23 protein-coding genes and 1 riboswitch are annotated in these 24,993 nt (G+C 45.7%); of the genes, 17 read left to right on the top strand and 6 right to left on the bottom strand.

Going from position 1 to position 24,993, the window contains the following annotated elements:
- The first annotated feature begins 7 nt into the window (after positions 1–7).
- The 4 genes from slmA to IC571_RS10155 are packed head-to-tail and all read left to right on the top strand — an operon-like array spanning position 8 to position 3,717.
- Positions 8–658: a nucleoid occlusion factor SlmA gene (slmA, locus tag IC571_RS10170; RefSeq protein WP_251373397.1), complete on the top strand. Its 651-nt coding sequence runs from the start codon at positions 8–10 to the stop codon at positions 656–658.
- Positions 655–1,797, top strand: a complete 1,143-nt coding sequence (locus tag IC571_RS10165; protein WP_215316525.1) for a homoserine O-acetyltransferase — start codon at positions 655–657, stop codon at positions 1,795–1,797. Before slmA ends, IC571_RS10165 begins: the two co-directional genes overlap by 4 nt.
- Positions 1,790–2,383: a methionine biosynthesis protein MetW gene (metW, locus tag IC571_RS10160; RefSeq protein WP_215316523.1), complete on the top strand. Its 594-nt coding sequence runs from the start codon at positions 1,790–1,792 to the stop codon at positions 2,381–2,383. Before IC571_RS10165 ends, metW begins: the two co-directional genes overlap by 8 nt.
- Positions 2,384–2,397: 14 nt before the next feature.
- Positions 2,398–3,717 (top strand): MFS transporter, encoded by a 1,320-nt coding sequence (locus tag IC571_RS10155; protein WP_305848876.1) that lies wholly within the window; start codon positions 2,398–2,400, stop codon positions 3,715–3,717.
- 3 nt (positions 3,718–3,720) lie between these two features.
- Here the strand turns inward: IC571_RS10155 and IC571_RS10150 are convergent, their stop codons facing one another.
- Complete coding sequence (locus tag IC571_RS10150) at positions 3,721–4,503, bottom strand: exodeoxyribonuclease III (protein ID WP_215316521.1); 783 nt, start codon at positions 4,501–4,503, stop codon at positions 3,721–3,723.
- Positions 4,504–4,511: 8 nt separating this feature from the next.
- Between IC571_RS10150 and pyrE the strand changes: the two genes are divergently transcribed.
- Complete coding sequence (gene pyrE, locus IC571_RS10145) at positions 4,512–5,180, top strand: orotate phosphoribosyltransferase (RefSeq protein ID WP_215316519.1); 669 nt, start codon at positions 4,512–4,514, stop codon at positions 5,178–5,180.
- 11 nt (positions 5,181–5,191) lie between these two features.
- Here the strand turns inward: pyrE and dapF are convergent, their stop codons facing one another.
- The 3 genes from dapF to IC571_RS10130 are packed head-to-tail and all read right to left on the bottom strand — an operon-like array spanning position 5,192 to position 7,884.
- Complete coding sequence (dapF, locus tag IC571_RS10140; RefSeq protein WP_215317905.1) at positions 5,192–6,046, bottom strand: diaminopimelate epimerase; 855 nt, start codon at positions 6,044–6,046, stop codon at positions 5,192–5,194.
- Positions 6,047–6,103: 57 nt separating this feature from the next.
- A complete protein-coding gene (locus IC571_RS10135; RefSeq protein WP_215316518.1) occupies positions 6,104–7,003 on the bottom strand; it encodes a lipid A biosynthesis acyltransferase in 900 nt (299 codons plus the stop codon).
- A 20-nt stretch (positions 7,004–7,023) separates the two neighbouring features.
- Positions 7,024–7,884 carry a lysophospholipid acyltransferase family protein gene (locus tag IC571_RS10130; RefSeq protein WP_251373394.1) on the bottom strand — a complete coding sequence of 287 codons (861 nt, stop codon included), beginning with the start codon at positions 7,882–7,884 and terminating at the stop codon, positions 7,024–7,026.
- A 202-nt stretch (positions 7,885–8,086) separates the two neighbouring features.
- Here IC571_RS10130 and metK point away from each other — a divergent pair, with 202 nt between their 5' ends.
- The 3 genes from metK to metF all read left to right on the top strand — a co-directional run bounded on the left by metK (position 8,087) and on the right by metF (position 11,821).
- Positions 8,087–9,253: a methionine adenosyltransferase gene (gene metK / locus IC571_RS10125; RefSeq protein ID WP_173956573.1), complete on the top strand. Its 1,167-nt coding sequence runs from the start codon at positions 8,087–8,089 to the stop codon at positions 9,251–9,253.
- A 96-nt stretch (positions 9,254–9,349) separates the two neighbouring features.
- A riboswitch (S-adenosyl-L-homocysteine riboswitch) is annotated at positions 9,350–9,448 on the top strand.
- Between the two features lie 62 nt (positions 9,449–9,510).
- Entirely contained in the window at positions 9,511–10,962 is a 1,452-nt protein-coding gene (gene ahcY, locus IC571_RS10120; protein WP_215316516.1) for an adenosylhomocysteinase, read from the top strand.
- A gap of 28 nt (positions 10,963–10,990) precedes the next feature.
- Positions 10,991–11,821 carry a methylenetetrahydrofolate reductase [NAD(P)H] gene (metF, locus tag IC571_RS10115; RefSeq protein WP_215316515.1) on the top strand — a complete coding sequence of 277 codons (831 nt, stop codon included), beginning with the start codon at positions 10,991–10,993 and terminating at the stop codon, positions 11,819–11,821.
- Here metF and IC571_RS10110 read toward each other — a convergent pair whose 3' ends face one another.
- Positions 11,822–12,439 (bottom strand): 5-formyltetrahydrofolate cyclo-ligase, encoded by a 618-nt coding sequence (locus tag IC571_RS10110; protein WP_251373392.1) that lies wholly within the window; start codon positions 12,437–12,439, stop codon positions 11,822–11,824.
- Positions 12,440–12,550: 111 nt separating this feature from the next.
- Between IC571_RS10110 and IC571_RS10105 the strand changes: the two genes are divergently transcribed.
- Genes IC571_RS10105 through IC571_RS10095 form a run of 3 tightly spaced genes read left to right on the top strand, consistent with a single transcriptional unit; the run spans position 12,551 to position 16,510 of the window.
- Entirely contained in the window at positions 12,551–14,455 is a 1,905-nt protein-coding gene (locus IC571_RS10105) for a lytic transglycosylase domain-containing protein (RefSeq protein WP_215317903.1), read from the top strand.
- Between the two features lie 19 nt (positions 14,456–14,474).
- Positions 14,475–15,386 carry a complex I NDUFA9 subunit family protein gene (locus IC571_RS10100; protein WP_215316511.1) on the top strand — a complete coding sequence of 304 codons (912 nt, stop codon included), beginning with the start codon at positions 14,475–14,477 and terminating at the stop codon, positions 15,384–15,386.
- Entirely contained in the window at positions 15,383–16,510 is a 1,128-nt protein-coding gene (locus IC571_RS10095; protein ID WP_215316509.1) for a polynucleotide adenylyltransferase, read from the top strand. Before IC571_RS10100 ends, IC571_RS10095 begins: the two co-directional genes overlap by 4 nt.
- A 3-nt stretch (positions 16,511–16,513) precedes the next feature.
- Here IC571_RS10095 and IC571_RS10090 read toward each other — a convergent pair whose 3' ends face one another.
- Positions 16,514–17,701, bottom strand: coding sequence for a class I SAM-dependent methyltransferase (locus IC571_RS10090; RefSeq protein WP_215316507.1), 1,188 nt, complete (start codon positions 17,699–17,701; stop codon positions 16,514–16,516).
- A 25-nt stretch (positions 17,702–17,726) separates the two neighbouring features.
- Here IC571_RS10090 and IC571_RS10085 point away from each other — a divergent pair, with 25 nt between their 5' ends.
- The 6 genes from IC571_RS10085 to IC571_RS10060 all read left to right on the top strand — a co-directional run bounded on the left by IC571_RS10085 (position 17,727) and on the right by IC571_RS10060 (position 24,906).
- Complete coding sequence (locus tag IC571_RS10085; RefSeq protein WP_215316505.1) at positions 17,727–18,536, top strand: SDR family oxidoreductase; 810 nt, start codon at positions 17,727–17,729, stop codon at positions 18,534–18,536.
- A gap of 35 nt (positions 18,537–18,571) precedes the next feature.
- The gene (locus IC571_RS10080; protein ID WP_215316503.1) at positions 18,572–18,967 is read left to right on the top strand and encodes a dihydroneopterin aldolase; all 396 of its coding nucleotides are present in this window, start codon (positions 18,572–18,574) and stop codon (positions 18,965–18,967) included.
- Between the two features lie 26 nt (positions 18,968–18,993).
- Positions 18,994–19,902 carry a tRNA 2-thiocytidine(32) synthetase TtcA gene (ttcA, locus tag IC571_RS10075; protein ID WP_215316501.1) on the top strand — a complete coding sequence of 303 codons (909 nt, stop codon included), beginning with the start codon at positions 18,994–18,996 and terminating at the stop codon, positions 19,900–19,902.
- Positions 19,899–21,404: a bifunctional UDP-N-acetylglucosamine diphosphorylase/glucosamine-1-phosphate N-acetyltransferase GlmU gene (gene glmU, locus IC571_RS10070; protein WP_215316499.1), complete on the top strand. Its 1,506-nt coding sequence runs from the start codon at positions 19,899–19,901 to the stop codon at positions 21,402–21,404. Before ttcA ends, glmU begins: the two co-directional genes overlap by 4 nt.
- The gene (glmS, locus tag IC571_RS10065) at positions 21,404–23,236 is read left to right on the top strand and encodes a glutamine--fructose-6-phosphate transaminase (isomerizing) (protein ID WP_215316497.1); all 1,833 of its coding nucleotides are present in this window, start codon (positions 21,404–21,406) and stop codon (positions 23,234–23,236) included. The genes glmU and glmS overlap by 1 nt, the downstream gene beginning before the upstream one ends.
- A gap of 185 nt (positions 23,237–23,421) precedes the next feature.
- The gene (locus IC571_RS10060) at positions 23,422–24,906 is read left to right on the top strand and encodes an efflux transporter outer membrane subunit (protein WP_251373390.1); all 1,485 of its coding nucleotides are present in this window, start codon (positions 23,422–23,424) and stop codon (positions 24,904–24,906) included.
- Positions 24,907–24,993 lie beyond the last annotated feature (87 nt).

Raw genomic sequence — 24,993 nt, 5'->3', positions numbered from 1 at the left:
GATGACGATGCGTGAATCTTTAGAACCAGCAGAAATCGACAGCAGTAGCGCTGACGCTGGCAAGACACGCAAGCGCCCTCGTCCTGGTGAGCGTCGCTTGCAAATTCTGCAAGTGCTCGCAGAAATGTTGCAAAATCCAAAGGGTGAGCGCGTCACAACGGCCGCTTTGGCAGCAAAGATTGATGTTTCAGAGGCCGCTCTGTACCGACATTTTGCGAGTAAAGCCCAAATGTTTGAGGGTCTGATTTCATTTATTGAGCAAACCGTTTTTGGCTTAATCAATCAAATTAATCAAAAAGAAGAATTAGGCCTTGCTCAAGCTCGTGGCATTCTGCAGATGCTCTTATTCTTCGCAGAAAAAAATCCTGGAATGACGCGCGTCCTGTTGGGCGATGCCTTATTACAAGAAGATGATCGTTTGCAAGAACGCATCACTCAAGTATTGGATCGTGTGGAAGCCTCTCTTAAGCAGGCTTTACGTATTGCCCAGACTCAAGGTGGGGCATGGTCTAAGTTGGGCCAAGAAGAAGTGAGTATCCGCGCTGCCATGTTGATGAGTTTCATATTGGGTCGTTGGCATCGTTTCGCACGCAGCGGTTTCAAAAAGTTGCCAACAGATGCTTCTGATGTGAGTTTGCGTCTGCTGCTGTCAGAATGAGCGAGCTACACCTCTCTAGAAATACCATTCATTTTGCCGAGCCACTGCCTTTGCAAAGTGGTGCCCTGTTGTCGGGATATGACTTAGTCATTGAGACCTATGGCAAGCTCAATGCCGATAAAAGCAATGCTGTATTAATTTGTCACGCTTTAAATGCATCGCATCACGTAGCGGGTCCAAGTCCAGATAACCCTGAAGATATTGGTTGGTGGGACAACATGATTGGGCCAGGTAAGCCAGTCGATACCAATCATTTTTTTGTAATTGGCGTGAATAATTTGGGCTCTTGTTTTGGGTCTACGGGCCCCATGAGCGTGAACTCTGCCACTGGCAAGCCCTATGGTGCCGATTTCCCCGTGGTTACGGTAGAAGACTGGGTTAACACCCAAGCTCGCCTTGCGGATAAGTTGGGCATCCGGAAATTTGCGGCGGTAATGGGTGGAAGTCTAGGTGGCATGCAAGCCTTAGCATGGGCTATTCAGTTTCCCAAGCGTCTTGATCATTGCATTGTGATTGCTTCGACTCCAAAGTTAAGTGCGCAGAATATCGCGTTTAATGAAGTAGCTCGCAATGCTATTTTGTCTGACCCTGATTTTCATGGTGGCAATTACTACGAGCATGGCGTAGTACCTAAACGCGGATTGCGTTTGGCCCGCATGGTTGGGCACATTACTTATTTGTCTGATGATGATATGGCTGAAAAGTTTGGCCGTGCATTGCAGCGCCCTCATGGCGAATCCAAAGACTATCGTTTCAGTTTTGATGTGGAGTTTGAGGTTGAGAGCTACTTACGTCATCAAGGCGATAAGTTCTCTACCTATTTTGACGCCAACACTTATTTGCTGATTACCCGCGCTCTAGATTATTTTGATCCAGCGCGCCGTTCTGATGGCAGCCTCAATCGCGCTTTAGCTGAAGTGCAGGCGAAATTTTTAGTGGTGAGTTTTTCTACTGATTGGCGCTTTCCTCCAAACCGTAGTCGCGAGATTGTTCAGTCATTGCTTAGCAATAAGAGCGAGGTTACTTACGCTGAAATCGATGCGCCGCATGGTCATGATGCTTTCTTGTTAGATGATGGGCGTTATCACAATCTAGTGAGAGCGTATTTCAAGCAAATGTGCGAGGCTCATCATGAGTAATCTAAATAAGCGTGCTGATTTTGCTGCCATTGCTAATTGGATTGCGCCCAATAGCCAGGTGCTGGATCTCGGTTGCGGTGATGGTAGCTTTTTGGAGTTCTTGCAAAAGCAAAAACCGGTACATACCTACGGCGTAGAAATCGATGACAGTCGTGTATTGGCTTGCGTCCAAAAAGGCTTGAATGTAATTCAGCAAGACCTTGAGGGTGGGCTTGCGCTATTTGAAGATAATAGTTTTGATACGGTTGTGCTGTCCCAGACAGTGCAGACTATTCATCAAACTGAAAAGATTTTGCGTGAAATTGTGCGCGTTGGAAAAGAGTCGATCGTTTCTTTTCCAAATTTTGGACATTGGTCCCACCGTTTGGCGGTTGCCTTGGGTCGTATGCCGGTATCCAAGAGTTTGCCTTACCAGTGGTACAACACGCCAAACGTACGTGTATTGACGGTAGCTGATTTTGAAAAACTAGCATCCAGTCTTGGTCTTAAAGTGATTGATCAGTGCATCTTGCATGATGGTCGACAGGTGACCTTAATGCCAAATCTTTTTGGTAGCCTTGCCTTATTTCGCGTGCGTCGCGCATAAGATAAAACGTCAAGTTGCTGTCCGCCATTCAATCTTGGTTAAAAGACTTTCGGGTTTATCTCGAATGGCCTTGCTTAAGAATGTTATTTCTTGGCTTTTCGGCCGGCTTACCCCTTTTGTTGATTCTAGGAACGCTGAGTTTTTGGTTGCGTGAAGCAGGGATCGACCGCAGCACCATTGGTTACTTAACTTGGGTTGGTTTGATCTACGCATTTAAATGGGTGTGGGCGCCCTTAGTAGATCGCGTACAAATTCCATTCTTAACAACCTTATTGGGTCGCAGAAGAAGCTGGTTGATATTGGCGCAAGCATTAATTGTTCTCGGCTTGGTAGGCATGTCTGCCTTGGACCCAAAGCTGGCCCTGAATTCAATGGTTTGGTGTGCCTTATTGGTGGCATTTGGTTCTGCCACTCAAGATATTGCTCTGGATGCATTTCGCATTGAATCGGCCAATAGTGATCATCAGGCTGCGCTTGCAGCTACATATCAAACGGGTTACCGTTTGGCTCTCATCTGGGCAGGTGCGGGTGTATTGTGGCTGGCCGCAAGGGCTGAAACAGGCAAAGGTTATGATGCCAATGCCTGGCAGTTTGCCTATCTTTGTATGGCAGCATCAATTGGTGTTGGCGTGTTGACAACCTTATTTAGTAAAGAGCCTGTTCGCTATGAATTAGCCAAAGCGCGCAATGCAAAAGCATGGCTTTATCAAACCTTAATTGAACCTTTCGCTGAATTTATTCGCCGCTATCGTTGGCATGCCATATTAATTTTGTCCCTCATTGCCATTTATCGTATTAGCGATGTAGTCATGGGCATTATGGCGAACCCATTTTATGTAGATATGGGTTACACCAAAGATGAGGTTGCTGCAGTAAGCAAAGTATTCGGTGTTGTGATGACCCTAGTTGGCGCCTTTGTAGGCGGTGTTCTGACGCTACGATTTGGAGTGCTCAGAATTTTGTTTTTGGGCGCCGTGCTGTCAGCGGTAAGCAATCTTTTGTTTGCTTGGCTTGCCCATCAGGGGCATGATTTACACGGTTTAATTTGGGTAATTTCTGCGGATAACTTAAGCTCAGGAATTGCTAGCTCGGCCTTTATTGCGTTCCTTTCATCATTAACCAACGTTCGATACTCGGCAACGCAATATGCCTTGTTTAGCTCAATGATGCTGTTGTTGCCAAAGTGGCTCGCAGGATTTTCTGGGGTGTTTGTTGATCACTTTGGGTACCCTGCTTTTTTCTATGGCACCGCCATCATCGGCCTTCCAGTGCTGATCTTAATTTGGGTGACCATGCACTTTCAAGTTGTGCAGATTAAAAAAGAAGGCGAATAGTCCTTAAAGTTTCCAGTCGTAATCTACGGTTAGTGGCGCATGATCAGAAAAGCGTTCATCCTTGTATACCGCAGTTTTTTTTGCTGATGCGGCAATTTCGGGGGTGCTGATTTGATAGTCAATACGCCACCCCACATTTTTTGCATAAGCCTGTCCACGATTGCTCCACCAGGTGTAGCAAGATTCACCAGCTTGTGGCTCTAGTTTTCGGTAAACATCAACATAGCCAACTTGATCAAACAGTTTGGTTAACCAAGCACGCTCTTCAGGGAGGAAGCCGGAGTTCTTAAGATTGCCTTTCCAGTTTTTTAAATCAATTTCATGATGGGCAATATTGACGTCACCACAAAGAACAATTTCACGACCAGATTTTTTGAGCTTGATGAGATGTGGCATAAAACTATCGAGATAGCGATATTTCGCCTCTTGTCGCTCAGGCGAGCTTGAACCCGAGGGCATATACACCGAGATCACCGAAAGATTTTTGAAGCGCGCTTCAACATAACGCCCCTCTGCATCAAATTCTGCATTGCCGTAACCATAAAGCACATCATCTGGTTGGTGGTGCGTATAGATGCCACACCCGCTGTAACCCTTTTTCTCGGCATGATGGAAGAATCCATGCAGTCCATCAGGGTTCAGAATGGCATCTTCCAAATCATCGCGCTGAGCTTTAAGCTCCTGCATGCAGATAAAGTCTGCCTTTTGTTTGACGGCCCAAGATAGAAAGCCTTTTTTAACTGCAGAACGGATACCGTTGAGGTTCGCGGAAATGATGCGTAACATGTAGGTCTATGAGCTCAAATAATTCAAATCAAGATAACTTCATTCGTTTTGCCTTGGAGGCAAAGGTTTTGTCCTTTGGGGAGTTTAAAACCAAAGCGGGCAGGCTCTCTCCATATTTCTTTAATGCGGGCGAGTTTAATGATGGCGCTCGCTTAGGCGCGCTTGGGCATTACTATGCCAAGGCGCTAGTGGAATCGAAAATCCCATTCGACATGCTGTATGGGCCTGCTTATAAGGGTATTACCCTTGCTGCCGCAACTGCCATCGCCTTAGCGAATGACGGCATTAATGTCCCTTATGCCTATAACCGCAAGGAAGCCAAGGATCATGGTGAAGGTGGCGTGTTGGTTGGGGCTCCAGTTAAAGGCAAGGTCATCATTGTTGATGATGTGATTTCAGCAGGCACTTCAGTTAGAGAGTCTGTAGACCTCATTCGCAAAGCAGGTGCGGAGCCGGTGGCTGTATTAATTGCATTGGATCGGATGGAGCGATCCGGTAATGCAACAGACATTGGTGACAAGTCTGCAGTTCAGGCTGTTGAACAAGAGTTTGGTTTGCCAGTCATTTCGATTGCGAACTTGACTGGTTTGATGTCTTTCTTGACTGCATCTAGTGATGCCCAATTAACTGCTTGCTTGCCGGCAGTAAAAGCGTATCGAGAAAAATACGGAATCTAAGAAATAAGTTCTTAGATTTCTGTTTCACCTACGAAAACAGTAACAGCTGGGCCCGTCATGATGACAGGCTGAATTTCGTTGTTCGCAATTCCACCCCAGGCAATTTGGAGATCGCCCCCACGGGTATGAACTTTTACAGGTGAGTCTAGTAGACCTCTTCGAATGCCTGAGACGACGGCCGCACAGGCGCCAGTTCCACAAGCTAGGGTTTCTCCAGCGCCACGTTCATAAACTCGCAACGCTATCTCATTGCGACTCATGATTTGCATATAGCCAGCATTCACTCTTTTTGGAAAGGCGGCATGCTTTTCGATTTCAGGGCCTTCCTCTAAAACGGGGGCGCTTGCAACATCACCAACCACTTGCACAGCATGAGGGTTGCCCATGGAGAGAACACCCACCAAAGTATCGTGTGTCGCAGGATGATTCAGTGGCAGTGCATAGAGTGTTTCATGAAACTCTTGCAGGCTTGCCAAGCCATTGGCATTGAATGGAATTTGACTGTGTTCAAAAATAGGGGCGCCCATATTTACCTCAACCTGCCCATCGGGATGGGATTTGAGTGTAAGGACGGTATGCGCTACTTCAACACGTAGAGGATTTTTATTGGACAAGCCTTGATCAAGTACAAAACGTACAAAGCAACGCGATCCATTGCCGCATTGTTCTACTTCTCCGCCATCCGCATTAAAAATGCGATAACGAAAGTCAGCATCATTCTGAGTAGGCTTTTCAACCAAAAGAATTTGATCTGCGCCAATACCAAATTGACGATGCGCCAAGGCTTGCCATTGCTCGCGAGTGATATTGCTTAAGTCTTGATCGATGCCATTGAGCACGATGAAGTCATTGCCAGCACCATGCATTTTGGTGAAGCGTAATTTGCGTCTAGGCTGGCTAAGAGTAGTGCTCAAAATAATCCATTAATCGTAAAGGCTTGGTTCGCCAGGAGGGCGATGCTTAAAGCGTTTATGAACCCAATAGTACTCTGCCGGCCTTTCTCGAACAAGCTCCTCAATATATTGATTGAGGCGAGCGGTATCTTTTTCAACATCATCACTAGGAAAATTCGGCAGAGGCTCACTAATATGACAAGTGTATCCCTTGCGATCTTTATTTAGTGTTGTGGTCATTAAACAAACCTCAGCACCACTTAACCTAGCCAAGCGTGATACAGAAGTAATAGTATTCGCCTGAATTCCAAAGAAGGGTACAAATACCGAATCACGCGGGCCTAAGTCGATATCAGGCGCTATGAAAATAAAGTTTCCCGTTTGGATTTCTCGGATCAGGTCGCGTAAGCGGCTCTGTCTCTCGATCGATTTGCCACCAAATCGATTTCTCCATTCAATCATTTTTTGATTAAAGAAGGGGTTCTTCATTTTTTGATACAGCCCGGCCCCTTTAGGCCAGTCACGCTGACTTGCCATTACAGATAGCGCCATGAAGCCACCTTCAAGGCCAACAAAGTGTGGATTGATGAGGAGTCGTGGCTTGCGGTCGCCCAGCGTGATGGCAGATTCAATCGTCACAATATCGGTGATTTGTTTTCCGCTTCCAAGCCAAATTCGACTTCTTTCTAAAACGCTACGACCGAATAATTTCCAGTGCTCTAGCGCGAGTGCATCAATTTCTTTTTCATTGAGATTAGGAAAACACAGGCGTAAATTGGTTTTGACTACTTTAGAGCGACTATTAGGAATGTGGGCAGCAAGCCAACCAAGACCATACCCGACGTAGATGGTGACGCTGTATGGAAGAAAGGCAAATAAGCGCAATAGGCTGAGCGCTAAAAAATTAAAAAGGTTTGAAAGCCAATTCATACCAAAAATAATAATGTGCTTTATGTGCTCGGCGGTAATTCTGCGCCTATTGGATGTTTGTAGCGGTTATATGACCAAATAAATTGTTCGGGAGCAATCAAGACAGCATTCTCGATGGCGGTGTTCAGTTCAGCTGCTGCGATCGTGGCATCTTCATTAAAAGGCGCTAAACGCGTTGCTTGCATTAACCAACCTCTTCCAATGGCTTTGCGTTTTGCAGTAAACATCACCACAGGTGTATGGTTGCGATTAGCCAGGCGGGCAGGTAATGGTGTTGTATAGGCCGGTTTTCCAAAGAAAGGCACCCATACACCTTCGCCGCCGCTAGGTACTTGATCGGGAAGAATGCCAATCGCCTCGCCACGCGTCAGCGCTCTCGTCATTTGCCTTACGCCATTGAGGTTGGTGGGTACAAAATGCATATTAGGATATGCGCGCCCTTCCTCTACTACTTCATTGAGCCACTCTTGTCGTGATGGTCGATACAAAATAGTTGCGGGGAAATGTTTCGCCAACACTCTAGGAATAATTTCAAAGCCACCAAGGTGTGGAGTTAACATGACTAAGCCGTGACCTGCTTGAATTGCATGCTCTACTAGATCCCAGTTCTGAATTTCTACCAGCTCGAGTGCTTTTTGAGGGTTTCGCCAAATCCATAAGCTATCTGAAAAAAGCATTCCGGAGGCGCGCACGGCTTCCCAAAGTTTGAAAGGTAAATTGCGTGCCTTAACTACAGCTTCATATTGGGGCCTAAATAAAGATCGATATTGTTTTGATCCTAAATAGGCAAGAAGCCCCAAAAAAGCTCCCAATACCTGCACTACTGCTAGGGGTAGCGCAGCAATAATGTTAAGACCAATCTTTAATAGGAGTTTTTGCACCCCCCAATGATATTCAATGCTGCCAGTAAGACCAAATTTCAGGGCGCCTTGATGAATATGGCGCTTTTCAGATAGAATGGCATCATCGCTGAGTTAAGACAACTTGCAGGGCGATTCAAAAATTCTGCTAAAGCGTCGCCGTTGTAGTTCCAGGCACGTCGAGTTGTCCGATAGATCGTGTTAATTTTTAAAGGAATATGCAATGGCAAATGATTACTTCTTTACCTCAGAATCGGTTTCTGAAGGCCACCCCGATAAAGTAGCGGACCAAATTTCAGATTCGATTCTTGATGCCATCTTGGCGCAAGATCCAACCGCACGTGTTGCGGCAGAAACTTTATGCAACACTGGCTTAGTTGTATTGGCTGGTGAAATTACTACCAATGCAAACGTAGACTACATTCAAGTCGCCCGTAATACCTTGCGTGAAATTGGTTACGACAATACTGCCTATGGTATCGATTACAAAGGTTGCGCCGTATTAGTTGCTTATGACAAGCAAAGCCCAGATATTGCACAAGGCGTTGATAAAGCGCATGACGATGGCTTGGATCAAGGCGCTGGCGACCAGGGCTTAATGTTTGGTTACGCTTGTGATGAAACAGCAGAGCTCATGCCATTGCCGATCCACTTGTCACATCGCTTGGTAGAGCGTCAGTCTCAATTGCGTCGCGATGGCCGTTTGACATGGTTGCGTCCCGATGCAAAGTCACAGGTAACTTTGCGTTATGTTGATGGCAAGCCCGATTCGATTGATACCGTGGTGTTGTCTACTCAGCATGACGAAGACATTTCATTAGAAAAATTGCGTGAAGCGGTTGTTGAAGAAATTATCAAGCCAGTATTGCCCAAGCATTTGATTAAGGGCGCAATTAATTTCTTGGTAAATCCAACAGGACGATTTGTTATCGGTGGCCCCCAAGGTGATTGCGGTTTAACTGGCCGTAAAATTATTGTGGATACCTACGGTGGCGCTGCTCCTCACGGAGGTGGTGCATTCTCTGGCAAGGACCCATCAAAGGTTGACCGTTCAGCGGCATATGCTGGTCGTTATGTTGCGAAGAACGTGGTTGCTGCTGGATTGGCAAGCAAGTGCTTAATTCAGATCTCTTATGCAATTGGCGTTGCAAAACCAACTTCAGTAATGGTGAGCACATTCGGAACGGGCAAGATTTCTGATGAGAAGATTGCGCAACTGGTATCCGAGCATTTTGATTTGCGACCAAAAGGAATTGTGAAGATGCTCAATCTCTTGCGCCCTATCTATCGTAAAACTGCTGCTTATGGCCACTTTGGTCGCGAAGAGCCAGAATTTACTTGGGAGCAAACAGATAAGGCGGCGGCATTACGTGCAGCCGCAGGTCTATGAGCCTTAATTGATGAATTAAGGACTCAAAAAGCGTTTTTAAGATGTATTGAGGCGCATTGAGACAAACCATGGCGAAATTGATTACAATTTCGCCATACCTTCAAGGAGCGTTGCAAGGATTGCCAATTGGCAACTCCCCAGGCTTGAAGGGGTAAATCTAAGCAGATTTACTAATTGCAACTGCGCTCGCTAACCCATGATTCAACGGCTAGCGAGTTTGTACTCCAGCATTGGATCGTATTTAGCTGGAGCATTACATGAATACCGTTTCCGATTTCAATTTAAAAGACTTTGTTGCAACTCGTTGCGCAATTGCTGATATTTCTTTGGCTGACTTTGGCCGCAAAGAAATTGCGATTGCTGAAACTGAGATGCCTGGCTTGATCGCTATTCGCGATGAGTTTGCTGCTCAACAGCCATTGCGTGGCGCACGCATTACTGGCTCTTTACACATGACTATTCAAACTGCAGTCTTGATTGAGACTCTTGAAGCGCTTGGTGCGGAAGTGCAATGGGCCTCATGCAATATTTTTTCAACACAAGATCATGCTGCCGCAGCGATTGCTGCAAACGGCACACCAGTATTTGCTATCAAAGGTGAAACACTTGAACAGTACTGGGATTTCACCCACCGTATTTTTGAATGGGCTGATGGCGGCTATACCAATATGATTTTGGATGACGGCGGCGATGCTACTTTGCTATTGCATCTTGGCGCACGTGCTGAAAAAGACCAGGCATGTTTAAACCATCCAACCAGTGAAGAAGAAACCATTCTGTTCGCTGCCATCAAGAAAAAATTGGCTCAAGACCCAACTTGGTACTCTACTCGTTTAGACAAAGTAAAAGGCGTTACTGAGGAAACCACTACTGGCGTTCATCGCTTGTATCAAATGTTTGCCAAAGGTGATTTGAAATTCCCAGCAATCAACGTGAATGACTCTGTAACCAAGAGCAAGTTCGACAATCTTTATGGTTGCCGTGAGTCTTTGGTTGATGCGATCAAGCGCGCTACCGATGTGATGGTTGCTGGCAAGGTTGCTGTTGTTTGTGGTTACGGCGATGTGGGCAAGGGTTCTGCGCAAGCATTGCGCGCATTGTCTGCTCAGGTATGGGTAACTGAAGTAGATCCAATTTGTGCACTCCAAGCAGCAATGGAAGGTTATCGTGTTGTAACTATGGATTACGCTGCAGACAAGGCCGATATTTTTGTTTCAGCAACAGGTAATTACCATGTGATTACGCATGACCATATGGTGAAGATGAAGGATCAGGCGATTGTTTGCAACATCGGTCACTTTGATAACGAGATCGATGTTGCTGGTATTGAAAAATACAAGTGGGAAGAAATTAAGCCACAGGTAGATCACGTGATTTTCCCTGCAGCCAATGGTATGCCGGAGAAGCGTTTAATCATCTTGGCTAAAGGCCGCCTGGTAAATCTAGGTTGCGGTACTGGTCACCCTTCCTATGTAATGAGCTCTTCATTTGCAAACCAAGTGATCGCTCAGATCGAGTTGTGGAATGCAGTTGGTACTAACAAGTATCCAATTGGCGTATACACCTTGCCGAAGCATTTGGATGAGAAAGTAGCGCGTTTACAGTTGAAGAAATTGAATGCGCAGCTGACTGAATTAACTGATCAGCAAGCAGCTTATATTGGCGTCACTAAGGAAGGCCCATATAAGGCTGACCACTACCGTTATTAATCCGCTGTTAAAGACCTAGGCCCCAATCATGGAATTAAGCGTCGAATTCTTCCCTCCAAAAACACCAGAAGGTGAGAGTAAGCTGCACTTAGTGCGCGAGCGTTTCAGCGAAACACTGAAGCCCTCGTTTTATTCCGTGACTTTTGGGGCTGGTGGCTCTACTCAGTCAGGCACATTAAAAGTAGTTAGCGATATCCATGCTGCTGCTGCGGCGGTTGCCCCGCATTTATCTTGTGTAGGTAGCTCACGCGAAAGCGTGCGCGAAATGCTCAAGCAATATCAGGCTCTCGGAGTAAGGCGTATCGTGGCGCTGCGTGGCGATCTGCCATCAGGCATGGGGCAGTATGGTGAATTTCATCACGCCAATGAATTGGTAGAGTTCATTCGCTCTGAGACTGGCGATTGGTTTCATATTGACGTCGCTGCTTATCCAGAAACGCACCCACAGGCTAAATCTCCCGCAAGTGATATCGATTTCTTTGTGCAAAAAATGAAAGCGGGTGCAAACTCTGCTGTTACTCAGTATTTTTATAACAGCGATGCTTACTTTCGATTTGTTGATGAAGCCTATGATTTAGGCGTTACGCAGCCAATCATTGCTGGCATCATGCCAATAACAAATAGCAGCCAATTGTTGCGATTCTCGGATGCGTGTGGCGCTGAGATTCCTCGCTGGATTCGTTTGCGACTCCAATCGTATGGCGATGACATAGCTTCGATTCGCGCATTCGGCGAAGAAGTCGTAACGGACTTATGCGATCAGTTACTGACCGCTGGCGCCCCAGGCTTACATTTTTATTCTTTAAATCAGGCTGATGCCGTGTTGGCTATTGCTGAGAATTTAGAGTTAACGAATTAATTAGCGTAGCAAACCTGATTCGGTGAGCAACATATCCAAAGGCTCATCGTGAGTTTGAGCAGACCACTGAGCATCATCCAGTTTTTGCCAATCAAACCCAATCCCAACGCAAATCAGCTTGGGATTTTTTTTGCGCAATGCCAACAGGGTGCGATCAAAATAGCCACCACCATACCCTAGACGCCAATAGTGTGCTTTGCCGTTCTCGGTGGAGCTTGACCAGCCTACGCAAGGAATGAAGATGCAATCTGGGTTGATAATGGGTCTGTCTTGATTATTAGGATTTGGTTCAGGAACCCCGTGTTGGCTAGGAACTAAGCTGTCGCCATCGCGCCATTCGTAAAAATTAAGGTGTTTGTCTGGGCGAGCATAGGGTAAAGCTAAGCGACGCCCCTCCTCGTTGCTAGCCCAGCTAAGTAAGGGGGCTCTGATATCAAGCTCGTCTTGAATTGGCCAATATAGGGCAATAGTGCGCAGGGCTTTGCCCTCGCCAGTAAGAAATTCTGGAATAGCGGAAATCAGTTTTTCTCTAATTTGAGGGAAAGCGCTAGCCGCAGCAAATTCCTTGCGTTGTTTTAATAATTCTTGGCGCAGAGTTTTTGGTGAATTACCGTGCATATCGCCCATTATCGGGCGAAAATTAGAAAATATAGTAAATAAGGTTCGATAGTGAAAAAGACGCATCAGATTCTGAAAGGGCATTGTGCCCGCTGGGCTGGAATATTGGTCATGGGGGTGGTTTTTGCTATGCCAAGCGCATTTGCAGAGAAAACCAAAAAGCCAAAGTTACCAAAGTCTTATGAAAGTAAGATAGCGCCCGCAGAAATTACCGATACAGATCGCATGTTCATTGATTTGCGTGATGCCGCAAAGAAAAATGATGTATTTCGAACACAGCAACTATCTTCAGCTTTAGTGAATTATCCGTTTGATGATTACGTTGCGTATTTTCGAATTAAGCCGCAAATGTTTGATAGTGCGGGTGGCCCTCGCAATGATTATGCTGCTGACTCACAGGTAATTGCGTTCCTGAATCAATATCAAGGAACCGCATTGGCCGACCGTATGCGTAACGATTGGTTGCTAGTACTTGGCAAGCGCAAAGATTGGGTGCGCTTTGATGCAGAGTATGCCAAGTTTGTATTGGATGACGATACTCAAGTGAAGTGTTATTCCTTGTTATCTAAATTATCGCAAGGAGAAAACCCAACTAAGTTAGCGATTGATTCGCGCGCGGTGTTATTAGATCCTAGTTATTTTGGACAGGCTTGCCAAGAGTTGGTTCCCGCATTGGTAGCTGCTGGTGGTATGACACCAAGTGAGGCAAAAGCGATTGGCCGTGCTGCAAGTGAAAAGGGCTATGACACGATGGCACGACGCCTCGGTGGCGATGATCCAATAGGCGACATTGTGAAAGTTGCCAAGACAGATCCTGCCAAGGCATATCGGGATTTTTCGCAAACCGCATCTCGCTACAGCAAAGAAAATCAAGCGCTTGCTTGGGGCGTGATTGGACAATTTCTGGCGAAGAAGTTAGATCCGAATGCTGATGATGCATATCGTTTACAACAGGAACTCGGTTACAACGAGCTATTGTCTATAGAGTCGCAAGAGTGGAAAGTGCGTGCTGGTTTACGTGCAAAGGATTGGGCCTTAGTTAAGAATGCAATAGATGGCATGAATTCCGCAGTGAGAAGCAAGGACCCCGCGTGGGCTTATTGGTATGGCCGTGCATTAAAAGCAGAAGGTCAAGACGCAAAAGCAAAAGAAAGCTTCGAGTTAATTGCAGATCAATATAACTTTTACGGCCAATTGGCTCGCGAGGAATTAGGCAAGCCAAATCAGGCGCCAAGCCGGACTAAGGTAACTGAACAAGAAATTGACGCCATGGCAAGTCGCAAAGGCTTTGTCCGTGGCGAGCGTCTATATGCCATGAATTTGCGATTTGAAGGTAATCGCGAGTGGAATTGGGAACTCCGTAATATGACGGATAAGCAATTACTGGCTGCAGCTGAGTATGCTAAGCGCATCAATTTATATGATCGCGTTGTTAATACTGCAGATCGTACAAAACTAGAGCATGACTTTCATTTGCGCTATCCCACACCGTATCGTGATGAGTTATCTCCGATTGCAAGACAGATTGATTTAAATTTAGCTTGGGCATATGGCTTGATTCGCCAAGAATCGCGCTTCATCATGAATGCATCTTCTTCAGTGGGCGCTTCTGGTTTGATGCAGGTCATGCCTAATACCGCAAAGTATGTTGCGAAAAAGATTGGCATGAGCAATTACACAAATGATAAGTTGAGTGATACCAACACCAATCTCACATTGGGCAGTAACTATCTCAATATGGTATTGATCGATCTTGATGGCTCTTGGGTATTAGCTTCCGCGGCATATAACGCTGGCCCATCTAGATCTAAGGCCTGGCGAGAAAAGTTAACTGGTCCAACTGAAGGGGCAATTTTTGCTGAAACAATTCCGTTTAATGAAACTCGCACTTACGTAAAGAATGTGTTGTCAAACGCAAATTACTATTCATCGATATTGAATGGCCAGACACAGTCTTTGAAGCAGCGCTTGGGCGTCATTACTCCTAAAGCTGCCACACAATCCGAGCTACCTTAGATTGATCAAAGAGATTTCTATGCAATACGACATTTTGTTAATTGGGGGTAATGGATTTGTAGGGCGTGTTTTGGCTGCGCAATTGCAATTGGCTGGCTACTCTGTATTGATTCCCTCTGGACATCCATTCGCTGGACGTGATTTACGTTTGTTGCCAAAAGTGCATATTGAAGAAGTGGATATTCACGAGTTTGATGCCTTGCAATCATTGTGTTCGAGGATCAAGCCAAATGGTGCGGTCATTAATTTGGTTGGTGTGTTGCACGATAAGCCAGCCCAACCTTATGGCAAAGTATTTGAATCGGCCCACGTAGAGTTACCTAAAAACATTATTATTGCGATGCAGTTACATGGCCTTAAGCGCTATCTTCATATGAGTGCGCTAGGCGCAGACGCTAATGGCCCATCTAAGTATCAACGAAGCAAGGGCGATGGCGAGTTGGCAGTGAAAGCCAGCAATTTAGATTGGACTATTTTTAGACCATCCGTCATTTTTGGTTCTCAGGACCAATTTATTAATTTATTTACCAGGCTTACAAAGTTGCTGCCTTTAATGCCGTTGGCAAACTATGGAGCAAAATTTCAGCCGGTTAGCGTTGATGATGTTGCTAGTGCTTTTGTTAAGGCATTGGATTTACCGCAGACGATTCACCAATCTTATGATTTAGTGGGTCCGGAGGTATTTACGATGAGAGAAATTGTGGAATTGGCGAAGCGTAAAGCAAATACCTTTTGCTGGATTATCCCTGTGCCCGCTTTTGTGGGCTACCTGCAAGCATTGGCATTTGAATTTTTGCCAGGCCCCACGCTAATGTCTCGTGACAATATTGCGTCTATGCAATTACCGAATATTCTTCCATTGAATGGTGTTGATGCATTAACACACGTATTTAAAATAAGTCGTCACCATTTAGAAGGCATATCGGGATGAAAATTTACGCCGTTGGCGGAGCAATACGTGATGCCCTAATGGGCTTACCAGTACACGATATTGATTATGTGGTGGTGGGCTCGAGCGTAGAAGAAATGCTTGCTAAAGGCTTTCGGCCTGTAGGCAAGGATTTTCCAGTCTTTTTGCATCCAGACACTCAAGCCGAATATGCCTTGGCTCGCACTGAGCGTAAGACAGGTAAGGGTTATAAGGGCTTTCATTTTTACGCAGATCCATCTGTCACCCTAGAGCAAGATTTACTACGCCGTGATTTGACGATTAATGCGATGGCCCAAGAAGTTGGCGAAGATGGAAGTTTGTGTGGACCAATCTTGGACCCCTATAACGGTCAACAAGATTTAGCTGCCAAAGTTTTTCGACATGTTTCAGACGCGTTTGCTGAAGATCCACTTCGTCTATTGCGTATTGCTCGCTTTGCTGCACGTTTTCCTGATTTCAGTGTTGCCGATGAAACGATGTTGGCTTTAAAAGCAATTGTTCAGGCGGATGAATTGCGGGCATTATCAGCTGAGCGTATTTGGCAAGAACTAGCCAGAGGTTTGGTTGCTAATAAGCCTATGCATATGTTTCAAGTCTTGCTCAACACGGGGGCAGCAACAACACTCTTAGCGCCAACACTCGCAGTGCAATTGTCACAAGAAGCATTTCGTGAGGCGATGTTGATCCATTTAAGTCAGGCGGGAGAATCATTGGAAGAGCGTTGCGCCATCGTATTAATGCAGGTGCCTGAGGCGGAGATTCGGTCGTGGGCCGATTGTGTGCGAATGCCAATAGAGATTCGGGACTTCAGTGAAATATTTAGTGCCTTATTGGAGTTGATGAATCAGAATTCGCAAAACTTGCAGCCTGTGAATGTATTGGCGTGGTTTAATCGCGCAGATGTTTGGCGCAAGCCCGATCGCGGGCAGGCCTTGCTAAATCTCGCAGAAAAAATTGGACTTCGCGTTTCACCATTGCTTAAAGCGATGCGCAATGCGCAGGCGCTCATTACTGCGGAGGTTATTGCTGGCGTCGCCGCTCAAGATCGCTCAAATAGTGAGCGTATCGGCAGTGCATTTGAGGCGGCAAGATTGGCCGCAATTACTGTAGCCCTTCAGCCTTAACTATTAAAGTCGATTCCTGCCGCGCAATCCTGGCAGGTCTTCTAGTGAATGTCCTGGAAGTATTTTTTCAAGATTTTTAGAGAAGGCAAAAGCTTTAAACAATTCACCCATCTCGGCTTCTGATAACAGTTTTTGTAATGAGTTGGAGATTGGCAGAAATGTTTCCGGATCGCTAGGATCTGCAATTTCGAGTGCGATATCACCAATGCCGGCATCTAAGAGATAAGCAGCCTGGTTGGTTAAATAAACATCATCAGCATTTTCTGCTAAAGCAGTACGAGCAATTTGTGACCATTCAACGTGAGTCGTTAGATCGCATAGTCCTGGTAAATAAAATGGGTCCTGAATCGCATGATGACGGTGATGTGCCATCAGCGTTCCTTCGGTCCTTTGTGAGTGGTAATACTCGCCCTCAGGGAAGCCGTAGTCAAATGTCAGAAATAAACCGCTATGTAAATGCTTGGCAACGTGATGCATCCAAGCAATGGCTGGCGTGTGTAACTCAGTGACGTAGTCCTCAGGAAAGCTACCATTCAACAGAGTTTCAGGAAGTAGATTTTGTTCAGCGGGTAAGCCAGTTTTCCAAACGAGTTTGTTGTTTTCAACAGCAACACCATGTGAATACCAAAATCCATTTTGATAAATGATGGTGTCGCAAGGAATGGCATCGATCACTTCATTTGCCAAAATCACACCAGAAAAATCTTTTGGCAATTCACTCAACCAATGACACGACGTTTGGGTATCGATCTCTTTGAGTGTTTTCTGAATGCGCACTTCTTGTCGTTGAGCTAAGTCTGGCGAAATTTCAATAATGCTGTAAGAGTCCAAAGCAAATTCAAGATCATGAAGTCGCGTCAGTATGGCCGTGGCTAACTTGCCAGTGCCTGCGCCAAATTCCAATATCTGAGCGGGCAATCCTTGGCGCTTGAGACTCTCAAGTACTGGAATGAGGGTTGAGCAAATCGCAGCCCCAAATAGGGGGCTCAGTTCGGGCGCGGTGGTGAAGTCCCCTCCAGCGCCGAGTTTGTGAGCTCCCGCACTGTAGTAGCCAATTCCTGGCTCATACAGGGCCATTTCCATATAACGAGAAAAAGGTAGCCACCCACCGTTAGAGTCGATTTGGGAGGCTATTTTTGCCTTTAGAAGCTCGCTATGCTCCGTTTCAAGGCTGGTCAAGGTAATATCCATAGCTCGCTAGTCTAAGAGAATTTAATTGAACCCAAGTTCAGCCCATCCTTCAGAGCAAAAAAAAGCAGTTTTAGTGACTGGCGCTGGTAAGCGCCTAGGTCGAGAAATCGCTTTGCAGTTTGCGCGCCAAGGATGGCAAGTGGCAGTTCATTATGGCCGTTCTCAGCAAGAAGCGGAGAAAACGGTAGCTGAAATTCAGGGGTTAGGAATGAAATCCGCCGCCTTTCAGGCTGACTTGTCGGTCGAGGCGGCTGTCAGTGCTTTATTTACTGATGTAACCCAGCAATTTCCAAATTTATCTTGCTTGGTTAATAGCGCCTCAATCTTTGAGTATGACCGCGCCAATTCTGATGCGCCGTTAACTGGTAAATCTTTGCTGGGCCATATGCAGGTGAATTTATTGGCGCCGGTCTTATTGGCGCAATTGATGTTTGCGTACCAAAAAGAAAAAAATCAAACATCCGACTCTATGCCGTCAGTAATTCAATTGCTCGATCAAAAGCTAATCAATCTCAATCCAGATTATTTGTCATACACATTATCAAAGGCGGCACTCGCGTCTTCAGTTGAAACTTTGGCAAAGGATTTTGCTCCCCACCTCAGAGTGGTTGGGTTGGCACCAGGAATTTCTTTGCCATCTGGTGATCAATCGCAACAAGGATTTGAGCAAGCCCATAAAATGACACCTTTGGGTCAATCCTCTTCGCCAGCCGATATTGCTAATGCGGCTGTATTTTTGGCTAACGCCAATGCCATTACCGGAACAACCCTATATGTAGACGGTGGCCAACATTTATTACCATCATCACGTGATGTGATGTTTAAAACGAATTAAGTATTCAACTAAGCATTTAGAAAAAATCCCAATTTATGCACGCCATTCTTTCGCATCCTGCTTTAATTGACTGTCGCCGTTTATTTCTGCGCGACTACGAAATCTATATCAATATTGGCGTTCATGACTTTGAGAAAAAGGCAGAACAACGCGTGATTTTGAATGTGGACTTGTATATTCCGCTCGCTATGAATACGCCAACTCATGATCAATTGAATGAAGTGGTTGATTACGACTTTATGCGCGAGACTATTAAAGGGCTTGCCTCTAAAGGCCACATACAACTTCAAGAGACGTTTTGCGATGACATTATTAGTGCCATGTTGGCGCATCCCAAAGTCTTGGCGGCGCGCGTCAGTACATCAAAACCTGACGTGTATTCAGACTGCCATTCTGTGGGCGTAGAAGTGTTTCGTATAAAGCAGTCTTGAATCTATTGCAAAAGAATTGAGTGCTTATGGGCGATATTCGTAAAGTTGTTTTTGAAGAAAACAAACTAGAGAAAAAGCTTTGCCGTTTAGTTGGCCAGGCCATTGGCGATTTTGGCATGATCGAAGATGGCGATAAGGTAATGGTGTGCGTATCTGGCGGTAAGGACAGTTATGCCATGCTGGATATTTTGATGAAGTTGCGCGAACGTGCGCCGATTCATTTTGAAATTGTGGCTGTTAACTTAGATCAGAAGCAACCTAATTTTCCTGCGGAAATATTGCCAAACTATTTGAAGAGTTTAGGCGTTCAATTTCATATTGAAGAGCAAGATACCTACAGCATTGTGAAGCGCGTTATCCCAGAGGGGAAAACGACTTGTGGACTCTGTTCTCGCTTGCGTCGTGGAATCCTATATCGAGTTGCAGATGAGCTGGGTGCTACAAAGATTGCTTTAGGTCATCACCGAGATGATATTCTTGAAACGCTAATGCTCAATATGTTTTATGCAGGCAAGCTCAAAGGTATGCCGCCAAAGTTGCGATCCGATGATGGTAAGCATATTGTGATTAGGCCACTCGCCTATGTGCCAGAAAAATTATTGGAGCGTTACGCGGGCGATATGAATTTTCCAATTATTCCCTGTGATCTTTGTGGCAGTCAGCCCAATTTACAGCGCCGGGTGATGAAAGAAATGTTGCGCGATTGGGAAAAGAAGCACCCAGGTCGAGTAGAAAATTTATTCCGCTCGATGCACCATATCGTTCCTTCACATTTAATGGATGCCGAGGCTTTTGACTTTAAAAATCTAGAGATTTCAACTGAGCTAACAGGTATTGCCGCAAGGTCTCTGGGAGACAAGGCAATTGATGAGGCGGAATTAGACGAATTGGCTTGCGGAACCCTTGTGCAAGGGATTTATAATCCCCCTTTATGAATATCGTCATATTGGCTGCTGGGCAGGGAAAGCGGATGAAATCCGCGCTACCCAAAGTTTTGCAAACGCTGGCAGGCAAACCTCTTTTGCATCATGTTCTCGATACTGCTTTAGCGCTTCAAGGTAAGTCTTCCAAAAAAGGTCCGATAGTGGTTGTTGGGCATGGCGCTGCTGACGTTAAAGAATTTTTATCAGCCGCTGCTGAAGAAGATTCCAGATTTAGCAAGGTAAGTACCGCGCTCCAGGCCCAGCAAAAGGGAACTGGCCATGCCCTATTACAAGCATTGCCAAAATTAGATGCACAAGAGCCAACTCTCGTTTTGTATGGGGATGTTCCTCTTACTACGCAAAAGACTTTAAGTAAGTTGGTTAAATTGGCCGACGGTGTACGAGGCAAGGATTGCGCGTTCGCTTTGCTTACCCAGAATTTGAGTAATCCAACGGGCTATGGTCGCATCGTGCGAGATGCTGATGGCTCTGTAAAAGAAATTGTTGAAGAGAAAGATGCTTCATCAACGCAGAAAGCGATTCAAGAGATTAATACCGGCATCATGGTGTTGCCAACAAACTCTCTGAAGAAATGGCTCAAGGCTCTGCGTGCTAGCAATGCACAGGGCGAGTATTACTTAACCGATGTGATTGCAATGGCAGTCAAAGATGGTGTCCCCATTCGAACGACACAAGCAGACAATGAGTTTGAAACTATTGGCGTTAATAGTCGTGAGCAATTGGCTGACTTAGAGCGAGTCCACCAACTGAATATTGCAAGTCAATTAATGGACTCAGGTGTATCACTTGCTGATCCTGCGCGTATTGACGTTCGTGGGGCTCTAGAGTGCGGACCAGATGTTTATATCGATGTGGGTTGCGTCTTTGAGGGTTGCGTTACCTTAGCTGCAGGAACCAAAATTGGGCCATATTGCGTTATTCGCAATAGTGCAATTGGTAAGGATGTTACGGTTCATGCATACAGCCATATTGATGGAGCTAAGGTTGGTAACCAGTCTCTTATTGGACCTTATGCTCGCTTAAGACCAGGTGCAGATTTATCAAATGATGTACACATTGGTAATTTTGTTGAGGTAAAAAACAGCAAGATTGCAGCAAATAGCAAGGCCAACCATTTGGCTTATGTTGGCGACTCGATTGTGGGCACAAGAGTCAATATCGGTGCTGGCACTATTACTTGTAATTACGATGGCGTTAATAAGCACCAGACTATTATTGAAGACGACGTCTTCATTGGCTCCGATACCCAGCTAGTCGCGCCAGTGCGTGTTGGTCGTGGTGCTACTTTAGGTGCAGGAACAACGCTCACCAAAGATGCTCCTCCGAATCAGTTAACCGTTTCCAGAGTTAAACAAATTTCTTTGCAGTGGCAGCGTCCTGTCAAAAAAGAAAAAGCTGTTTCTAAGAAGTCAGTCGCTAAAAAAGTAACGGTTAAAAAAACGACAGCAAAAAAGCCCTTGAAAAAAGTGGTTAAAGCTAAGGGTAAAAAATAATGTGCGGCATTGTTGGCGCAGCCTCTCATCAAAATATCGTTGAGGTGTTGGTAGAGGGATTGCGTCGCCTTGAATATCGTGGCTATGATTCTTGTGGCTTCGCAGTTATCAATGGCGATGACGCAAAACATCCTATTGAGCGCGCTCGTACTACTGCTCGTGTTTCTGAATTAGCCGAACAAGGTAAAGATTTCAGGGGAACCCTGGGTATTGCACATACTCGTTGGGCGACGCACGGCAAGCCAGACACTCAAAATGCCCACCCCCATATTTCAAATGGACTCATTGCGGTTGTTCACAACGGCATTATTGAAAATTACGAGACGCTTCGTGCAGAATTAAAAGCAGCTGGATATGTTTTTAATTCCGAGACGGATACAGAAGTGATTGCTCATTTGGTTCATCAGCAATATGTTGGTAGTGGACAAAAAAGTATTGCAGATGCAGTCAAGGCGGTATTGCCAAAATTGCACGGTGCTTATGCAATTGGCGTGATTGCACAAGATAGCCCTAGTACTCTCGTGGGGGCGCGAGTAGGATCCCCTCTGGTCATTGCACTTGGTGATCAGGAGAATTTCTTAGCATCCGATGCGCTTGCTTTGGCGGGTCGCGCTCATTCGATGATGTATTTAGAAGAGGGCGATGTAGCCGTTCTAAAAGCGGATAGCGTACAGGTGCTTAATCAAGCCGGTAAGTTGGTAGAGCGTGAGCGTAAACCGATGCCAGCACAAGCTGACTCGGTAGACCTTGGCCCCTATCAGCATTACATGCAAAAAGAAATCTTTGAGCAACCTAGAGCGATTGGCGATACGCTGGCGAATATTGCTTCTTTTGGCCCAGAGTTATTTGGAGCCAAGCCAGATGAGTGGCAGTCATTTAATCAAATTTTGATTTTGGCGTGCGGTACCAGCTATTACTCGGCATGCGTTGCTAAATATTGGTTAGAAGATATTGCAGGTATTCCAACACAAGTGGAAATTGCTAGTGAATATCGTTATCGCACAACAGTTCCAAATCTGAAGGCTTTAGTTGTAGTGGTTTCGCAATCGGGTGAGACAGCTGATACGCTGGCGGCATTGCGTCATGCTAAAGAGCTTGGACATCGTTACACATTAGCAATTTGCAATGTCGCTAGTAGCGCAATGGTCCGTGAAACTCTTTGGCATTTTTTAACCAAGGCTGGTACAGAGATTGGCGTCGCCTCAACCAAAGCATTTACTACTCAGCTCTTAGCGTTATATCTCTTGGCCGTTTCATTAGCAAAGCGTGCAGGAAAAATATCTGCGGAAAAAGAAAAAGAGCTATTGCGCGAGTTGCGTCATTTGCCCAAAGCATTGCATGCAGTATTGGCGCTCGAGCCACAAATTATTGCTTGGAGTGATGCGTTTGCAAAATGTGAGAACGCGCTCTTTTTGGGTCGTGGCCTTCACTATCCAATCGCCCTTGAGGGTGCTTTAAAGCTGAAAGAGATTTCTTATATTCATGCTGAGGCTTATCCTGCTGGCGAACTTAAGCATGGACCATTGGCGCTAGTAACAGACAAAATGCCAGTAGTAACCGTTGCACCCAATGATGCACTTCTCGAAAAATTGAAGTCCAATATGCAAGAGGTGAAGGCGCGCGGCGGCAAGCTTTATGTCTTTGCTGATCAAGACACAGAAATTGTGAATAGCGATGGAATTAATGTGATTCGTTTACCGGAGCACTATGGAAATCTATCGCCTATTTTGCACGTCGTTCCACTGCAACTACTGGCCTATCACACAGCTTGCGCACGCGGTACAGATGTTGATAAGCCAAGAAATTTAGCAAAAAGCGTAACTGTCGAATAATTTTTTGTTCATTTGACTTTCACATAAACTTGTGTACAAATTTCAGTAGATAAATCAGGGTGTTACATAACCCCTGCATCATTTTTGTGTTCAAATAACTCTTACAAAAGAGAATATTTGCCGCGTCCATGTTTTTTTTAAAAACGATTTCTTCCCTGCGTTCTAAGTTGCTCCCGTGCCTATGCGTGAGCCTACTTTCCGCATGTGCGGTTGGGCCTGATTTCAAACAGCCTGAGGCGCCTAAAACCTCTTCATATACCGAAGGTGTTGTAAGTAAGAAATTAGCAACGGCTCCAGGTGTTCCGGGCGGAACGGATCAGGAGTTTGTAGAGGGCGCAGATATAGAAGCGCAATGGTGGGAGTTGTATAAATCTCCCGAGCTTGATGCGCTGATCAAAAAGGCATTGGAACAAAATCCAAATTTAGGTGCGGCTGATGCCGCATTACGTGCAGCCCAAGAAAATGTGAATGCTCAAATCGGCGGCCAATACTTTCCCGCTATTGGCCTTGGTGCAGGGGCTACTCGTCAACTTCAGCCATCCGCCATTTATGGTTTGCCATATGGCTCAGATACTTACAACCTGTATAACACCTCCGTTAATGTCACTTATAAATTGGATGTATTTGGAGGGGCGCGTCGTGCAGTGGAAGGTGCCAGAGCGCAGGCCGAGGTTGCGCAGTTTCAGTTGGAGGGCGCGTATCTTTCTTTAACGGCTAATGTTGTGACCAGCGCAGTAAAGGAGGCTGCGTTACGCGCTCAGATGAATGCCACTGAAGAGATTCTAAAAGCGCAAACCAATCTTGCTGAGGTGACTGAAAAGCAATTAGTCATTGGCACTGTTTCTAAAGTGGATGTCACTTCGCAAAGAACGTTGGTATCGAATTCACAAGTTGATTTATTAAATTACGAAAGAAATCTGGCATTCACGCGTAATCAGCTCGCAGTTTTGGTTGGTGAGTTGCCTAGTAATGCCGATATCACCCATTTTGATTTAAACAAGTTGCACTTACCGGAGAAGCTGCCGCTGTCAGTCCCTTCGAGTCTTGTACGTCAGCGTCCTGATGTGCGTGCTGCCGAAGCCCAATTAAAAGCGCAGAACGCTTTTGTTGGAGTGGCCACGGCAAATCTATTGCCGCAATTTAATATCACGGGGTCTATTGGCTCGGCTGCCCTTACTTCTGCCGCTCTATTTGGCCCAAATGCAGCCTTATGGTCTATCGGTGGTGGAATCCTGCAACCATTGTTTCAAGGTGGCCAGCTCTTAGCGCAACGTCGCGGCGCGCTTGCTAACTATGAGCAGGCTGCTTTTCAGTATCAGGCTACCGTCTTGAATGCTTTTCAGGAAGTTGCTAATGCCCTACGCGCTTTAGAGACTGGAGCTCAAGCGCTTAAGGCCGCTTCCGATGCAGAGCGTTATGCCTATGAGACATTAGATCTTGTGCAGCAACAATATAAATTAGGGACAGCTAGTTATTTGGCGGTGCTCTATTACCAAAATCAGTATCAACAAGCCAAGGTGAAATCTGTTGCTGCCCAAGCAACGCGGTTTTCGGATACGGCAGCATTATTTACAGCATTAGGCGGTGGTTGGTGGAATCGAGTTGGCCCTGCCTTTAAACCAAAAGACGTAGCGAACAAAGATCAAAATGAAACTTCTGGAAACAATTAAAAGCAAACTGATTGCCATTGTTCTCGCTGTGTGGGCATGGTTAAAGTTAAAGGCCGTGCAATGGAAGTTGCGCGAAAGGGCTGTTGC

The organism is Polynucleobacter sp. MWH-UH2A (genome assembly GCF_018687195.1).
Taxonomy (GTDB): Bacteria; Pseudomonadota; Gammaproteobacteria; order Burkholderiales; family Burkholderiaceae; genus Polynucleobacter.
This window is presented reverse-complemented; position numbering and strand designations above follow the sequence as displayed.